Source organism: Streptococcus cristatus (assembly GCF_003943515.1).
Classification (GTDB): Bacteria; Bacillota; Bacilli; order Lactobacillales; family Streptococcaceae; genus Streptococcus; species Streptococcus cristatus_D.
In genome coordinates this window covers 410024-426401 of record NZ_RJPT01000001.1, presented here as the reverse complement: position 1 = coordinate 426401, position 16378 = coordinate 410024, and the positions used below count along the sequence as shown (strand labels likewise).

Genomic DNA, 16378 nt, shown 5'->3' with positions numbered 1-16378 from the left:
TGCGGAGGTGGGACGACGAAATCGAATTCTAACGAATTACCGATTTCTGTCCCACTCTCACTTTATTGTTTCTTTCTAAAAGTGAGCAAGCCAGTAAAGAAGGCAAGAGAAGCACCTAAAAGTGCAAGCAGAGAAGTTTCTGTGCCAGTTTTTGGCAAGACTTTTTCTGTCGAAGCAGTCTCACTAGGACTTACTTTGTCCTGCTGTGGCTCTGCAGCAAGTGGTTTTTGACTCTCTGACGATGGAGATGTAGATGGAACTTGAACAAGCTTATTCGACAAGCTAGGACTAGGGCTTTGTTCTTTTTGAAGCTCCTTAACGCTGCCTTGAGACGGATTTTGCTGGATATCTTTACTTGTATCTTGAGGTTTTTCTTCTTGAGCTGGACTCGCCTTTTTAATCCGCAAAATTGTCGCTGTCAGCGGAGCTAGAGTCAATCCATTACTGTTTCTAGTGACACCTGCTAGATTTGAAATAGCAGAAACGCCTGCGCTATTGCCATCAGCCACAACCTCTGCACCTGCTAGATGCTTGTAGGTTTCACCAAAGTTGAAGTTTCGCTCCTTTTTATCCGCATTGACAAAGACTGCATAAATATCGCCATTCGAAGCAACCACTTGGTAGCCAAGGACAAGGTCTTCTTTCTCAACGCCATCCTTGCCAGGCTGGGTGATGAGGGTCACATTTTGATCTACTTCTGCTTTGGAGCTGCGGGTAAAGGCGTCCGTTGATTTCCGTAGACTAATCAAGCCCTTCATATAAGCACGGCTCTTGGCATTTTCAGGGAATTTCTCCGAATCAGTCGCCTTGGTCCAATCAAAATGATTGACCGCGTCGCTCGAATCATAAGAATCATGAATGAAATACGGGTATTCAAACGGCGTGCCATCTTCATTGGTCAATAAATGCGCTTTGTTTGGAACCTTGTCTTCTGAGACAGGATATTTATAGGCAGGATCGCGGAATTGCTTGGTCCGGCCGTACTCTTGACCAGAGTGGATAAATGGTGTCCCTTGCGAAGTCAGAATCATCAGATTTCCTAGACGCAGGCGGCGATGAATCTCTTGATTATTGGCAGCCACTGCCGGATCTTTCTTGATCGACTGCGCAATGATATCAAAGAGCGTCAGATTATCATGGGCTGCGATGTATTGAATCACATCCCCTGGACTATCCGCCTCAAAATTGGTTGGCTGCGCCTTGATGTTTTTGAAGACATTTTCCACACTGCGCTTGCCACCAGTGATAAAGGCTGGTGTTCCCTCATTTGGATAACCCGATTTCAAGGTGTTGCGAATATCATCTGAGAAGACCGCTACCGTGTCTGTTGACTTCATCCAAGATTGGTCAGCCGGCTGGACAGCTTTATTTTCATCACCTGCATAAGTCTTCCAGCCCTCACCTAGCATAATGAGATTTGGGTTGAGCTTCTTGGCTTCTTCGTAGGCTGTTTGGATGGACTCAGCATCGTGGTCTCCCATCATATCAAAGCGGAAACCATCTACCTTGTACTGCTCTGTCAGATACTTGATCGAATCCACCAAGATCCGTCTGCTCATATAGTGGGTAGTCCCCAAGCGGCCGCCACCAAAGCTAGTTCTCGGTGTGCCATCCGCATCCATAAAGTGGTAGTAATTGGGCTCCAAGTCCTCGAAAATAGAGGTCTTAGCCGTATGATTATAGACCACATCCATGATAACGCCCATGCCACGCTTATGAATTTCGTTGACAAGGTTTTTGAATTCCTCAATGCGCTTGGCTGGATCTGTCGGTGCGCTGGAGTACATACCTGTCAACGAAAAGTAGTTTTGCGGGTCATAGCCCCAGTTGTAGTTGCTGTTGCTGGAAGCGTACTTGTCCATACGCTCAGCATTTTTCAGCTCATTTACAAAGTAATAACTCAGAACTGGCAAGAGCTGAACGTGGGTCACTCCCAAGTCTCTCAAATAATCCAATTTCTCAATGAAAGCTGAGAAGGTTCCAAATTGAGATTTCAAATCCTTTGAAATAGCTGGATCTGAAGTGAAATCACGAACATGTGCCTCATAAATCAAGGCATCTTCCCGCTTCTTAAAGTTCGGAATATTGGCATAGGTTAGGTCTTTTGGTCCATATTCACTTGGATCTACAAAGGCCGCCTTAGCAATCTTGTAGGCATCCCCCTTGTCCGCATCTTCACTGTTCCAAGCGGCTAAAGACTTAGCATAAGGATCCAGCACCAGAACTTTTTTGCCTCCACGGGTAATTTCATAATGATAGAAATGTCCACGATAGTCAGAAATCCCTAGACCGCTCTCAGGCGTCAAGCTGCCAGTCCATGTGCCAGACTCACCCTTCTGCATAGCTATGCGCCCAAGGACCTTGTTCTGATCTTCCTTGTCATAGACCACCAAATCAACTTGATCCGCACTCGGTGACCAGAAGGTCAGGTCTACTTGTTTGCCCGCCTGAGAAACACGTGCGCCCAAATCACCGTCATACTTGTAAAGGCTGTCCTTCAACTGCCAGTTCATGCTGGTTTTAAATTGGTCGTTGCCATATTTGATAAGGTAAGGTGACTGAGCTTGATTAAAATCACCGATTAACTTTGCGCTTTTATTCTTAGAGTCCAGAACCACATCTTTAACAGTGACTTCTCCGCCATCTTTGTTGGTAATTTTTAGGTTTTTCAGAATGTCTTCTTTTTTAGCGTTTTCTAAGGTAGAGAAGGTCGCCTCAATCTCTGTCAAGCTAACATGCTGGGCTCCTGTCATGCGGATATCATTGACAAAGTAAGGGTTGGTATAAACCGTTGGATCCGCATCACGCAAGAAAATCTGGCTAGTCTTACCCAAATTTGCAAAATTATAATCCTGTTTTTGAATCTTCACATCATCTCCTGACTTGCTTTCATCTAAAAGCAGGAAGCCAATCATCTTTGCAGCCTCTTTCAGAGGAACATCTACGTAGCGACCGTATTTCCCAGTCTTTTCAAAGTCCACGCCATCAGGCCAATTTTGACCTGGATTTTGCACATCTCCCCAGAGCCAAAGGGATTTCTTATCATACTGACCATCTGTGCGATAATAATTGATCCGAAGCATTCCTTCTTTCAAAGGCTCGGAGGTATGAGGATTATAGTCTTTGTCAAACCAAACTTCATTCATCTGAGGGCTGAGCAGCTCAACCGTCTTATCACCCGTAATATTTTGACCTGCTGTATTGTTGATTAAGAGACTAACCTTGCTTCTTTTCTCTGCCATCTTGACATCAAGGTAATAGCCATAATCATCTTTTTTGGCTGTTGCAAAGCTGGTCGCTCCGGTCGGCCAACCTCCCTTTTGACTAGAAGGCGTTTCAACATCATCCCAAGTCCACAGACCTAAGCTATCCAGATTTTCGGATGGTAGATTTTTGAAATGGAAACGCATATGGCCATCTGCGATAGCATCCTTGGTCGATGTCTCTGACTGATCAGTTGACGCTGGCTTTTCTGTCTCGTCAGATGCAGCTGTTTCCTTGGCTTCTTTCCCAGCTGCTTCTGGAGTCGCACTAGAGTCTGCCCCCTCTGTCGGCTGAGCAGCTTGATTTACTACTGCCTCAGGCTGGGCGCTTTTCTCGATATTGCCTTTTTGTTCGCTTTCTTTTTGCGCTGAACTATCCACTTCCTCGGCTTTTGCTTCATCTGCTGGCTTAGGCAAAGCTTCTGAATTAGCAGCTGATACTGTTTCCGTTGCTGGGCTAGTCGTAGCCTTTGTCTCATCCGCTTTGACTAACTGGGCACCTCCAAAGAGAAAGCCAGACGCAATCACGACAGATGCTACTCCGACTTTCAAGCGACGAATTCCAAAATAATGACGCTTTTCACTGGTCCGAGACTGTAGATGATAGTTTCTTTTCATAAATAAAAAAACTCCTTTATTTTTTCCTATAGAAAATACGTGTGCAAACGTTTTCTGTATTTATTATACAGATTCTCTATCGAAATGTAAAGGTTTTCATAGATCATTTTTTTATTCCAAAGCTTTATGTATGATTTCAGATTCCTTTCATACGAAATCTACCAGCTCTCGCTTTGTTGTTTAAGATAATGAAACTAAAAATTTCTTTAGACTCATCAAAAAAAGCATTTCTTCCGTAAATCTTTTCTTTAAACGTCTTTTTTAATGCAGTTCAATCCCTGATTACTTTTGGGTGTGATAATCACTACCGCTTTCTTTAGGCTATCACCTGCATTTCAATAGCACCGTCCGTTTTTTAGAAAGATAAGATTTTCCCAAACTTTAAAGAAGATCGAACTAATCTTTATAGAAAAATCTTCTATAAATTCGAGCAATTGTTAAAACAATGATTAAAAGTATAGCTATTATAGACAATACTATTTTCCCAAAACTTATTTCCGAACGGATTATAAAAATGTGAAAGAGAGGTGCCAATCCTACACCTATAGCAATTAGATAACTAGCAAAGTTTATTGCACCAAGACCTGCAAAAAAATGTTTCATTTTAAATACCCAACTTTCCACCTTTCATTTTCTAGTGACTCTCTCTAAATCAGTTTCATTGCTTACTTCTTACCTTTTCAAAGAAATTTGATAGTAAATGTGCTCCACTGAGGGCTATTACTATGTCAATTGGTAAGAAATAGTAATCCCATATAAAATGAGACAAAATCAATAATAGAAATAGAATGCAATTAATATAGCTATTCTTAAAATGTTCTGCGATTTTATGATATAGAAATGCAATAATAACTGAAATCAAAACAATCGTCATGCTTATCCTCCTGTAATCTGCAAATAATCCATGTATTCACCTGCTCTAAGTTCTTCCTCTTCTTGGAATTTTTCAAGTACCTTAAAGCTTTTAATAATACAAACTATTAGATACTTCCTATCTCCTATTATAGCAATTATTATTTAATCCATAAAGTTTATATGTAGAAATACCATACAAAAACTGACGGCAACTTTTTCAACATTATCAAGTTTACCAGCAATTTAAATTTTCCCGTATAGGCCTATTCAAATAGGTATTAAATCCAAAGATTCCCCTCAAAAACTCTCTTCTAAAGAATTGCTCTTTAGGCGATTTTCTATTATCTCTTTCTTTTCTTACTTAGACTGACTAGACGATTCCTCATCTCTAAAAAACCTAGTAAAAATCCTAAGAAACGAAAGCGATTTATCCTATAAACAGAGATGAAAAGAGCGTCCTAGATCTATATTGCCATGAATCTATAGGAAAAGTAAACAGCCAAGACCTAGATTCCTATGAATTTATAGTAAAAGTAGCTAGCCGAGGCCTAGGTTACCACGAATCTATAGGAAAAAGGACCAGCCGAGACCTAGGTTGCTATAATGGAAACCTTTTAATCATTATTAGCAACTGCGACTATCAAAAAACAAAAAAGCTGAGACAGTCGTCTCAGTCTTTTTCTTCTGTTATAAATTGGCTTAAAATACCATTGATAAACTTACTTGATTTTTCATCAGAAAATTGCTTGGAAAGTTCAATGGCTTCATTGACCGCTACTCGCTCGGGAGTATCAAACTCTGTCATTTCAAAGATGCCTAATCGCAGGATATTCTTTTCCACCAAGGTCAGACGCTCAACTGTCCAGCCTGCTTTCAAGTGCTGGGCGATTTTCTTATCTAACTCTTCCTTGGATTGAGATACTCCTGTGACCAAGTTGAGTAGAAATGCTGGGATATTGACTTCAGCATCTGTCTGCTCTTCGTCCTTATCATAGGTATAGGCAAAGCGACAAGACTCAATGGCATCCCCTTCATACTCTAGGCTCATCAAAGCCTGAAACGCCCGCTGGCGTAGCTCTCTTCTAGATTCTAACAAAACATCAGTCATTGAGGAAATCCTCATCAAACAGATCTTTCAAATCTGGTTTTGGTGATTTTTCTGGAACAATACCTGCCACATGGATATTGACAGCAGACAGCTCTACTTCAGCCATATCGTTCACAGCACTTTTGACCGCCTTTTGGATCGCAACTGCAACTGTTGGCACACTAATGCCGTACTCCAGATAGAGGTAGATATCAACTGATATGTCGCCACTTTCATCCGTATGCAGCGCAACACCGCGTCCAAGCGTACGCATAGAAAGGCTATCTGACATGCTTTTATTTGCAAAAGAATGAACGCCCTCTACCTTAGCCGTAGCAATGGCAATAATTTTTTCCAAGACTCGTGGCGCAATAACGATTTCGCCTAATTGTTCGTTTGCCATAAGAATTCCTTTCTATATGAAAGATTGAAATTACGCACGAGAAACGTAAGTTCCTTCTGCTGTATTGATGACCAATTTTTGTCCAACTTCGATGAAGTCTGGTACGTTGACAACAAGACCTGTTTCAAGAGTTGCTGGTTTACCAGAACCTGTTACAGTAGCACCTTTGATAGATGGTTGTGTTTCTGTTACTACCAATTCAACAGTTGTAGGTACTGTCACACCGATCACTTCTGATCCGTAGAATTGGATTTTCACGTCTGAGTTTTCAAGGATGTATTTCAATTCTTCTTCTACGTTGACTACTGGGATTTCGTATTGGTCATAAGTCTCAGTATTCATGAAATAAGCAGTGCCATCCATTTGGTACAAGTATTGTGCTGGTACTGTTTCGATGATTGCTTGCTCAAATTTTTCTTCTGGACGGTAGCTAGTATCAAAGGTAGAACCAGTACGGACATCACGCAATTTCATACGCATGATGGTATTTCCCTTACCTGGTTTGTGGTGGCTTGCTTCCAAGACACGGATCAATTTACCATCAGCAGTTTCAAAAGTCATTCCAGCTTTCAGCTTGCTTGCTTCAATCATTTGTTTTTTACCTCTTTAATAAATAATTTACTCTTTATTCTACCATAAAGCTTGATAATTCTCAAATCACAATCAATTCTTTTGGAGCGAGGGTCAAGACCTCACAACCAGTCTCTTTAATCAGAAGGTCATCTTCGATGCGAACGCCGTATTTGCCATCCAGATAGATACCCGGTTCATCCGTCAGGACCATGCCAGCCTTGATCGGCTCTTCTGACTTACCAAAGTAAGGAATCTCATGGATATCCAGTCCAATACCGTGACCAATCCCGTGGCTGAAGTAAGGTCCGTAGCCTGCATCATTGATAATTTGACGAGGAATCCGGTCAAAATCAATACAGCTGAGTCCAGCTTTAGCCGCTTCTATCAGAGCCTGATTACTACGCAAGACAATGTCATAAATCTCCCGCTCTTCATCTGTCACCTGCCCCACATGAACAGTCCGCGTCATATCGCTGACATAGTGGTTATAATAGCAGCCAAAGTCCATGGTCAGGGTTTCACCATTTTGGATGACCTTGTCACTAGCCACACCGTGCGGCATAGCAGACCGATAGCCCGAAGCGATGATGAAGTCAAAGGAGGCACCTGAAGCACCTAACTGGCGCATACGGGCATCTAAAAAGTTCATAACAGCCAGCTCTGTCGTCTGACCGGGTTTGATAAAGTCCAGTACATCTAGGAAGGCTTGGTCCGAAATCTGACAGGCCTTGCGAATAGTCACGATTTCTTGCTCATCCTTGATCATGCGCAGATTTTCGATAAAGCCTGTCATCGGCACCAGCTCATGACCAGCAAACACACTTTCCAGCATCTTGAAGTAAGCATAGGAAATTTCATCGTCAAAACCGATTTTCGCCAACTTGTCGTCTGCAATGATATTAGCAATTTCACCAACCGCATCCCGCGTTTCAACAATATCAAAGCCTTCAACCACGCCCTTGGCAATCAAGGTATAGCGAGAATCTGTCAGGAAAATCCGTCGTGACTTGCTGATGAAAACCGTCGCTTCTGTGCCACTAAAACCAGTCAGATAGTAAATATTTTTCAGATTGGTTACTAAGACAGCATCGCATTCTGTCTGAGCCAAGGCTGCTTCAAATTTTTCAACTCTTGATAACATGAGAAAACCTCCGTAAAATAATTCAATTGAGTATCGTAAAATAAAAATTCTGTTGATGAAGAGTCGCTACTCTTCGTCTTTTGTTTCTTTTTGCGCCTTTTCCACATTGCGCTGATAAGCCTGAATCTGTCGCTCCAACTCCCGTTCGATTGCTGGTTCTGGCGCATATTTCTCTTCCCAGTCATCTGGTTTGAGGATTTTATGAGTCACGGGATCAAAATGCGCTTTTCCATCTGGGAAAATTTTCCCCATATTGGCCTGATGAACAATATCGAAAATCCGCTCAGGATCAACTCCCATCAAGACAAAGCTACCGTAAGTAAAGTAGAGCGTATCGATCAGAGCATCCACTTGACCAACTAAAGAAATTTCTGCCTTGCTCTTGCTACGAACCTTGGCAGCGGCCTTATCTAAAGCCTCATGCATTCTGGCCATCGACTGATCAAATTCTTCCTCTGAAGAGCTGGCAGCTCTGAGAAATTCAACCAACTCTTCCAACTTGAAGTCAGCACGGTGCCGAGCTTCCTCTGGTGTCCAAGCAATGGGTTCTTCCTGCGTAGACTCATCCATGACACCATGGAAAGTCTTGACCTTATTGAAATGGTGATCACGGGACACAAAGACTTTCTCACTCGCTAAAATACCAAAATGTTCTAGTGCCCGATGAATCCCATCCTGACTATTGCTGCTAGTCGTATGCTTGGCTACTTCCTTGACAGAGCTGGTACCATTTCCCATAGCAATAGACAAGCCAACTCCCGATAGCATTTCCAAGTCATTGTCAGAGTCTCCGAAAGCCATGACCTGATGGATATCAAAGCCATACTCTTGACCGACTAGACGAATCCCCTCCAGCTTTGACATCCCTTGATTGATGATGTCCGCTGCATAGGGGCTCGAACGAGTAAATTTCAAATGTGGAAAATCCGCTTCAATCTTTGCACTCTCAGCCGGATCCGCCAAAATCAGGACTTGATAGATAGGCACTTGAATCAATTTCAGCAGATCTTCTTCATGCTGAGGCAAGGCCTTGCTCACAATCTTGTTAAAACCGTGGCTCACCGTCCGAGTCATGCTCCTAGGGATAAACTGGGTAGCCCACTGGGAAAAGGAACTCATACCAAAGGTCATAATTTTTGAACCTTGCATGGCCTGTTCTGTCCCCAAGGAAATTTCTTTCCGGTGCTTCTTGGCATAGGCAATCAAATCACGCAGGCTCTGCTTATCAATCGGTGTGGCAGAAATAACCCTGTCCTTTGAAAAAATATACTGACCATTGTAGGTGACAGCAAAGTCTAAATCCAGCTTGTCCATAAAAGGCTTGACAAAGAAGGGGCCGCGGCCTGTTGCTAAACCGACCAAAATCCCTTGTTCTTGCAAACTCTTAATGGCGGCCTCTGTCGATTTCAAGACGGTTCGACTGTCATTAATCAAGGTTCCATCTATATCAAAAAAGACGGCTTTTATTTCCATTGATTTTCTCATTCTTTCCTTTTATGATACAATAAATTATAACACAATTCGCGGAGAAGCACATCTATGAATAAGCAGATTTTAGTTTTACATACTGGTGGAACCATTTCCATGCAGGCTGACGGAAGCGGTGCCGTCAATAGCAGCCAAGACAATCCCATGAACCATGTAGCTGTTCCCTTAGAGGGTATTGAGGTGACGGTCGTTGATTTCTTCAACGTTCCCAGTCCTCACATCACTCCCCAGCACATGCTGGAACTCTACCAAAAAATCAAGGCTGACGCTGAGCACTACGATGGTGTGGTCATTACCCACGGAACTGATACTCTAGAGGAAACGGCCTACTTCCTTGATACCATGGACCTGCCTGACATCCCTGTCGTTTTGACCGGAGCTATGAGAAGTTCAAATGAACTCGGCAGTGACGGAGTTTATAATTACCTGACTGCTTTGCGGGTGGCCAGTGACGAGAAGAGTCGAGGCAAGGGCGTTCTCGTCGTCATGAATGATGAAGTGCATGCTGCCAAATATGTCACTAAAACCCACACCACCAACGTCAGCACCTTTCAAACTCCGACGCACGGTCCTCTAGGCCTCGTTATGAAGCAGGAAATCCTCTATTTTAAAACAGCAGAGCCCCGTGTCCGCTTTAACCTGACTAGCATTTCAGGTCTGGTGCCCATCATTCCAGCCTATGCTGGCATGACGACAGAACTGCTGGATTTGCTGGATTTGCAAAAGCTGGATGGTCTCATCATCGAAGCCTTTGGTGCTGGCAATCTGCCAAAAGAAACTGCGGAAAAATTAACAGAGATGGCAAAAGCTGGGCTCCCCATCGCTCTGGTTTCTCGCTGTTTCAACGGCATTGCTGAGCCTGTCTACGCCTATGAAGGGGGCGGTGTCAAGCTGCACCAAGCCGGAATCATGTTTGTCAAAGAGCTCAATGCACCGAAAGCCCGCATAAAGTTGCTGATTGCCCTCAATGTCGGCCTAAGTGGTCAAGCATTAAGAGACTATATAGAAGGATAAAAACCGGCTTGTCTGCTCACTTGCTAGGCATTATTTCTTGATTTTCCTTTATAAATGCTGTATCCTTCGATATAAAGCTCCAAGTTCATAATTATTCTTAGCCTCAAGCAAAGTTATAAATTCAAAAAAAGACTCCTAAATCATAAATCGGAGTCTTTTTTCTTATTTTATGAATTTGGGTCATCCAGACTGCGGCCATGAAGACCTTTCTCGCGTTGAACTTGACGCAATTTTTCAGGTGTCACATCATTGCCTTCCTCGTCGACAATCTTGATGCCTTCAATGTGATGGCGAACAGAGCGACGGTAGCCCTCGATATACTCTTCACGAAGCTTGGCTTGTTCCACTTTTTCCTCAGCAGTTAAGCCTTCCGTTTTTTTCTTTTTAGCCAGTTCGTTGATGCGTTCAATTTTTTTAGGATCCATGATTCTACCTCTCTTACCTTTTATTTGGTATTAATCTGATTAAATTGCGCCATTTGTCCCGCCTTAGCCGTCAATGAAGCTAGGAGAGCTAGGCGGTTGTTACGCACAGCTTCATCTTCTGCCATAACCATGGTATGGTCAAAGAAAGCGTCAATAACTGGACTGAGGGCAAAGAGTTGGTCCAAATTGGCAGCTAAGTCTGTAGTCAGCTCCACTGCTTCAATGGCAGCTGCCAAGTCTTTTTCCTCTTGATTTTCAAAGAGTGCTGGATTGACAGCTGTCTGCCCTTGGGCTTTCTCAGCTAGATTGAAGACACGAGACAAGCTCTCTACCGCTGACTTGAAGTTATCTTCCTTAGCTTTTTCTGCTAGAAGCGCAGCTGTTTCTACCAAATCGCGTACAACGAAATGAGTGCTTTGAAGAACAGCTGTCACGATATCCTTCGGAATGCTGCGGTCCATCATTTTCTCAACACGGGCACGGAAGAAGTCCAGCACGGCCTCTTGATTGTCATAGCTTAGACTATCAAACTTGAGTTCGTAAAGTCGACCAAGAAGCTGAGCCAAGTCAATGTTCCAGCCAAACTTGTCCAAGATACGCACAACACCTTGAGTCGCACGGCGCAGTGCATAAGGGTCATTGGAACCACTTGGAATCAAGCCAACTGAGAAGAAGGACAGAATGGTATCCAGCTTATCAGCCAGCGCCAAGACGGCTCCGACCTTGGTGTCAGGCAATTCGCCATCGGCTGAAGTCGGCATATAGTGCTCCCGAATGGCAGCCGCCACCGCAGCATTCTCACCAGCCAGAAGAGCATACTTCTCACCCATGATGCCTTGCAACTCATCAAACTCACCGACCATGCCAGTCAGCAAGTCAAACTTATAAATAGCCGCTGCACGAGCCAAGTCAGCTGTCTCAGCAGCATCCAATCCTGCTTCTTGCGCCAAGAGAGCCGCAATCTTGCCCGTCCGCTCCATGTGCTCTGCTAGAGAGCCTATCTTTTCGTGGAAGGTCACATTGCTCAGCTTTTCAACCAAGTCAGCAATAGCCAGCTTTTGGTCTTCCCGCCAGAAGAATTCCCCATCTTCCAGACGAGCCACCAAGACCTTCTCATTTCCTTTGATGACATTTTCTAGATGCTCTGCATTTCCGTTGCGGACAGAGATGAAGTGCGGCAAAAGTTTGCCTTTAGCATCGCGCACAACAAAGTAACGCTGGTGCTCTTTCATGGAAGTTACCAAGACTTCTTCTGGCACCTCTAAGTATTTGGCATCAAAATTACCTAAGAAAGCAGTTGGATATTCGACAAGATTCAACACTTCATTGAGCAAGTCTTCGTCAATTTCGATAGAAACACCGTGCTCCTCTTCCAGTGCTCGAATCTGCTCGACAATCATATCTCCCCGCTCAAGAGGGTTGGTTATTACAAACTGAGCCCGTAGATCATCTTCATAGGAATCAGCTGAAACAATCTCCGTCTCTTTGCCCAAGAAGCGATGTCCACGGCTTGTACGGCTGCTCTTGATGTCCAAGAAATCCAAGTCAAAGGCCTGCTCATCTAAGAGTACAGTTAAGGTGTGGACCGGACGGATGTATTCAAAGGTGTTGTTAGCCCAGTGCATGCTGACAGGGAAGGTCAAAGCTTGCAGAACTTCTGTCACTGCTGGGATGATTTCCTCTACCGGGCGACCGATCTCTTCCTTGGTCACATAGACGTATTCCTCGTCCTTGATTTCACGGAAAGTAATGTCCTCAACCGTCAAGCCCTTGCCACGAACAAAGCCTTCGGCAGCCTTTGTAAAGTTGCCATCAGCATCAAGCGCGATTTTCTTAGAAGGGCCTTTGAAATCTTCGGTCAAGTCAGACTGCTTGTCCGCCAAGCCAACTACGCGCACCGCCAGACGACGAGGCGTTGAGAACATTTCAATTTTCTCAAAGGTCAGACGATGGTCTGTCAGGAAGGCTCCCATCTTGTCGCGCAGCTGCTTCATGCTCGGTGTCACGACATAGGCTGGCATTTCCTCCAAGCCTAACTCAACTAATAAATTTTTTACCATGATTATTCTCCCTCCTCTGCCAAGAGTTTCTCGCGAGTCTCTGCATCCAAAAGTGGGTAGCCTAGACGCTTGCGCTCAGCAACAAAGGTCTTAGCCACAACACGAGCCAGATTACGAATACGAGCGATATAACCAGCCCGCTCTGTCACAGATACAGCACCACGCGCATCCAAGAGGTTAAAGGTATGCGAGCATTTGAGAACATAATCATAGGCCGGGTGCACTAGATGCTCGTCCAGACAGCGCTTGGCTTCTGCTTCAAACTTCTCAAAATTCCCCAAGAGCAAGTCTTGATCGCTGACCTCAAAGCTATACTTGGAATGCTCATACTCAGGATGCGTGAAAATTTCGCCATACTTAACGCCATCTGCCCACTCAATCTCATAGACAGAGTCCACTTCTTGGATATAAGAAGCCAGACGCTCCAGACCATAAGTCACCTCAGCGGTCACCGGTTGAGTTGGCAGACCTCCGACCTGCTGGAAGTAAGTGAACTGAGTGATTTCCATCCCATCCAGCCAAACTTCCCAGCCCAGACCAGCCGAGCCAGTTGACGGATTTTCCCAGTTATCCTCGACAAAGCGGATGTCGTGCTCCAGCGGATTGATACCCAAGAGCTCCAAAGACTGCAAATAAAGTTCTTGGATATTGCTTGGAGAAGGTTTCATAACCACTTGAAATTGATGGTGCTGGTAAAGACGGTTCGGATTTTCCCCATAACGACCATCTGCCGGCCGACGAGACGGCTCTACATAGGCCGCATTCCAAGGCTCTGGCCCAATAGCCCGCAGGAAGGTATAGGGACTCATCGTTCCCGCCCCCTTCTCATTATCATAAGCCTGCATGAGCATACAGCCCTGGTCATTCCAGAACTGCTGTAAAGTCAAAATAATTTCTTGAAAAGTCAATTTTTTAGACATTTGTTACTCCTTTAATTTCTTGAGATTCTTGCGAAGCGTTCAAAAGGGAACGATTATTTCCCTTTTGAAAAGCTAGTACATCGCCTAGACAAACCGCCCATAGCGGTTGTCGTTAGTCAATCGAACCTTTAGGTTCGCAATTGACTTTGGCGAGGTAAAATGTTAACTTCTTAGACATTTGTTACTCCTTTAGTTTGTTTATATTTCTTTGTCTATTATTTTCTGCTGTATGAACCAATCCAACAAGGGAAGTGTTTTATCTGTGTTTGCCCACCGATGATAAGAATCAAAGACCGCTTGCACGCTGCCTAGATTTTCTACTAGCTTGTCAACTGTCAAAAAACTGCGCCAGTATTCATAAAAAATACTAGCATAATTCCCTTGATAAGTCGAAGTACCGAAATCATTCAATGAGTGCCAACCGTGCTTTTTCTGAAAGAGCTTTACGAGAGCCTGATTACAAGCTTTTTCCACTCGAAATTCCTCAATTGTAAAGAAATACTTGCGGCTAATATACTCAACCATCCCTTCTTCAAACCAGATATAGGCACCGTATCCATCAAAGTCATCTAAAAAATGCTCCGACCAATGAGCTAACTCATGGCCGACAATCTGCAAGAGAGAATTTTCAGACAAAGACTGATAGTGGTTTGCTATTGCTTGAGTTTGGTGAGAGGTCTCGTAATTCTCCAACTGAAGAAGATATAAATCTTTCCAAACCGTCAATTCGGGAGTCATAACCATCCGCCTATCATTTGTATAGGCTGGTACAGGAATTTCCTGAATAATTTGCGTAGCAGAATCAAAATCAGACCAAATGATGGCTTGCGGTAAATCATAAACTGCAAACTCGTCTTTTAAAAAAGCTAGGTAATCCTGCAACTTTACGGCATTCTTTGCGACGAAATCTCGAAAAGCTGCTAATTGGTTCTCGTCTTTTACAAGGTAAAGGTTCTCCACGAATCTCCTTTCTTTCGAACAATAGACTCAGTACGCAAAAGAACCACATCCGACAGTCCTAGGCTCTTCAACCTAGGGGCGTCAAAACGCGGTTCCACCCTAATTTATTACTTCATTACGTTTAAAAATATTAACCGAAAGCGCCATCTGCACTGCTTCCCTACCTGGCTCCCACCAACCCAGACTCGCTAAAAAGTAGACAATGAGAATTCTTTCTAGAAAAGATTATATCAGATAATAGATAATTTGTAAAATACTTCTTGGACTTCAGCTATAAATTCTTTCTATATAAATTTACTTTCTAATCAATTTATCAGATAAGCATTTTCATAGAAATTTTCATCCACTTTCATATATTAACCTAGTTACATCGGCAATCTAATCTTCATCTAATTATTTAGTGAGAAGAAAAGATAAAAAAAGATTGATATAACAGCATTTTTCAATAGAAATAGAATTTGAAAATAATTGTCGCTTCGATTCAGGTACTTGCATTTTTCATGAAAACGTTTTATAATAATAGTTAGCCTTAAAGTTTTCTTAAACTTAAGTCAAACATTTTATAAGGAGGAAAAACAATAATGAGTATTGGAATCATTATTGCCAGCCACGGTGAATTTGCTGCCGGCATTCATCAGTCAGGTTCTATGATTTTTGGTGAGCAAGAAAAAGTTCAAGTTGTAACTTTCATGCCAAACGAAGGTCCTGATAATCTGTATGCAAAATTCAATGACGCTGTGGCTTCGTTTGATGCAAACGATGAGGTATTGGTCTTGGCTGACCTTTGGAGTGGGTCACCATTTAACCAAGCTAGCCGTGTCATGGGTGAAAATCCAGACCGCAAGTTCGCGATTATTACAGGTTTGAACCTGCCTATGCTAATTCAAGCCTACACAGAGCGCATGATGGATGCAAACGCTGGCGTAGATGCTGTCGTTGCAAACATTATTAAGGAAGCTAAGGAAGGCGTAAAAGCACTTCCAGAAGAGCTAAATCCAGTCCTAGAAAGCGCTGCTCCTGCTGCTGCACCAGTTGCTCAAGCAGCTATCCCAGAAGGAACTGTTATCGGAGACGGCAAGCTCAAAATCAACCTTGCTCGTATCGATACTCGTTTGTTGCATGGACAAGTTGCAACAGCTTGGACTCCAGATTCAAAAGCAGACCGTATCATCGTTGCTTCTGACTCAGTAGCTAAAGATGAACTTCGTAAAGAACTCATCAAACAAGCTGCACCTGGTAATGTTAAAGCAAACGTTGTTCCAATTGATAAGCTGATTGCTGTTTCAAAAGATCCACGTTTCGGTAATACGCACGCTCTTATCTTATTTGAAACTCCACAAGATGCCCTACGCGCTATTGAAGGAGGTGTGCCAATCAAGACTCTCAACGTCGGCTCAATGGCTCACTCAACTGGTAAGACAATGGTCAACAACGTTCTGTCAATGGACAAGGACGACGTGGCTACTTACGAAAAATTGCGTGATCTCGGAGTTGAATTCGACGTACGTAAAGTACCAAATGACTCTAAGAAAGATTTGTTTGATTTGATTAAGAAAGCCAACGTGCAGTAG

The 16378-nt window shown here is 43.4% G+C and carries 14 protein-coding genes; 2 read left to right on the top strand and 12 right to left on the bottom strand.

Annotation, left to right across the window (positions count from 1 at the left end; all coding sequences use genetic code 11):
- Positions 1 to 62: 62 nt before the first annotated feature.
- The 8 genes from D8791_RS02210 to D8791_RS02175 form a co-directional block, all read right to left on the bottom strand.
- Positions 63 to 3881 carry a pullulanase gene (locus D8791_RS02210; RefSeq protein ID WP_125446101.1) on the bottom strand — a complete coding sequence of 1273 codons (3819 nt, stop codon included), beginning with the start codon at positions 3879 to 3881 and terminating at the stop codon, positions 63 to 65.
- A gap of 396 nt (positions 3882 to 4277) precedes the next feature.
- Entirely contained in the window at positions 4278 to 4484 is a 207-nt protein-coding gene (locus D8791_RS10565) for a hypothetical protein (protein WP_125446276.1), read from the bottom strand.
- 55 nt (positions 4485 to 4539) lie between these two features.
- Complete coding sequence (locus D8791_RS10560) at positions 4540 to 4755, bottom strand: hypothetical protein (protein ID WP_125446100.1); 216 nt, start codon at positions 4753 to 4755, stop codon at positions 4540 to 4542.
- Between the two features lie 651 nt (positions 4756 to 5406).
- The gene (gene nusB, locus D8791_RS02195; protein WP_185760533.1) at positions 5407 to 5844 is read right to left on the bottom strand and encodes a transcription antitermination factor NusB; all 438 of its coding nucleotides are present in this window, start codon (positions 5842 to 5844) and stop codon (positions 5407 to 5409) included.
- A complete protein-coding gene (locus D8791_RS02190; protein ID WP_045500744.1) occupies positions 5837 to 6226 on the bottom strand; it encodes an Asp23/Gls24 family envelope stress response protein in 390 nt (129 codons plus the stop codon). The genes nusB and D8791_RS02190 overlap by 8 nt, the downstream gene beginning before the upstream one ends.
- A 30-nt stretch (positions 6227 to 6256) precedes the next feature.
- Complete coding sequence (gene efp / locus D8791_RS02185; RefSeq protein ID WP_125446098.1) at positions 6257 to 6817, bottom strand: elongation factor P; 561 nt, start codon at positions 6815 to 6817, stop codon at positions 6257 to 6259.
- A gap of 61 nt (positions 6818 to 6878) precedes the next feature.
- Positions 6879 to 7940 (bottom strand): M24 family metallopeptidase, encoded by a 1062-nt coding sequence (locus D8791_RS02180; RefSeq protein ID WP_125446097.1) that lies wholly within the window; start codon positions 7938 to 7940, stop codon positions 6879 to 6881.
- A gap of 66 nt (positions 7941 to 8006) precedes the next feature.
- Positions 8007 to 9413, bottom strand: coding sequence for a Cof-type HAD-IIB family hydrolase (locus tag D8791_RS02175; protein ID WP_125446275.1), 1407 nt, complete (start codon positions 9411 to 9413; stop codon positions 8007 to 8009).
- 66 nt (positions 9414 to 9479) lie between these two features.
- Here D8791_RS02175 and D8791_RS02170 point away from each other — a divergent pair, with 66 nt between their 5' ends.
- Positions 9480 to 10442, top strand: a complete 963-nt coding sequence (locus D8791_RS02170) for an asparaginase (protein WP_125446096.1) — start codon at positions 9480 to 9482, stop codon at positions 10440 to 10442.
- Positions 10443 to 10609: 167 nt separating this feature from the next.
- Here D8791_RS02170 and D8791_RS02165 read toward each other — a convergent pair whose 3' ends face one another.
- The 4 genes from D8791_RS02165 to D8791_RS02150 form a co-directional block, all read right to left on the bottom strand.
- Positions 10610 to 10867: a DUF896 family protein gene (locus D8791_RS02165; protein ID WP_062123395.1), complete on the bottom strand. Its 258-nt coding sequence runs from the start codon at positions 10865 to 10867 to the stop codon at positions 10610 to 10612.
- Positions 10868 to 10887: 20 nt separating this feature from the next.
- Positions 10888 to 12927 (bottom strand): glycine--tRNA ligase subunit beta, encoded by a 2040-nt coding sequence (glyS, locus tag D8791_RS02160; protein WP_125378896.1) that lies wholly within the window; start codon positions 12925 to 12927, stop codon positions 10888 to 10890.
- A 2-nt stretch (positions 12928 to 12929) separates the two neighbouring features.
- On the bottom strand, positions 12930 to 13847 hold the full coding sequence (gene glyQ, locus D8791_RS02155) for a glycine--tRNA ligase subunit alpha (protein ID WP_125446095.1): 918 nt from the start codon (positions 13845 to 13847) through the stop codon (positions 12930 to 12932).
- A 198-nt stretch (positions 13848 to 14045) separates the two neighbouring features.
- Positions 14046 to 14807, bottom strand: a complete 762-nt coding sequence (locus D8791_RS02150; protein ID WP_125446094.1) for an elongation factor Tu — start codon at positions 14805 to 14807, stop codon at positions 14046 to 14048.
- A gap of 581 nt (positions 14808 to 15388) precedes the next feature.
- Between D8791_RS02150 and D8791_RS02145 the strand changes: the two genes are divergently transcribed.
- Complete coding sequence (locus D8791_RS02145) at positions 15389 to 16378, top strand: PTS sugar transporter subunit IIB (protein WP_125446093.1); 990 nt, start codon at positions 15389 to 15391, stop codon at positions 16376 to 16378.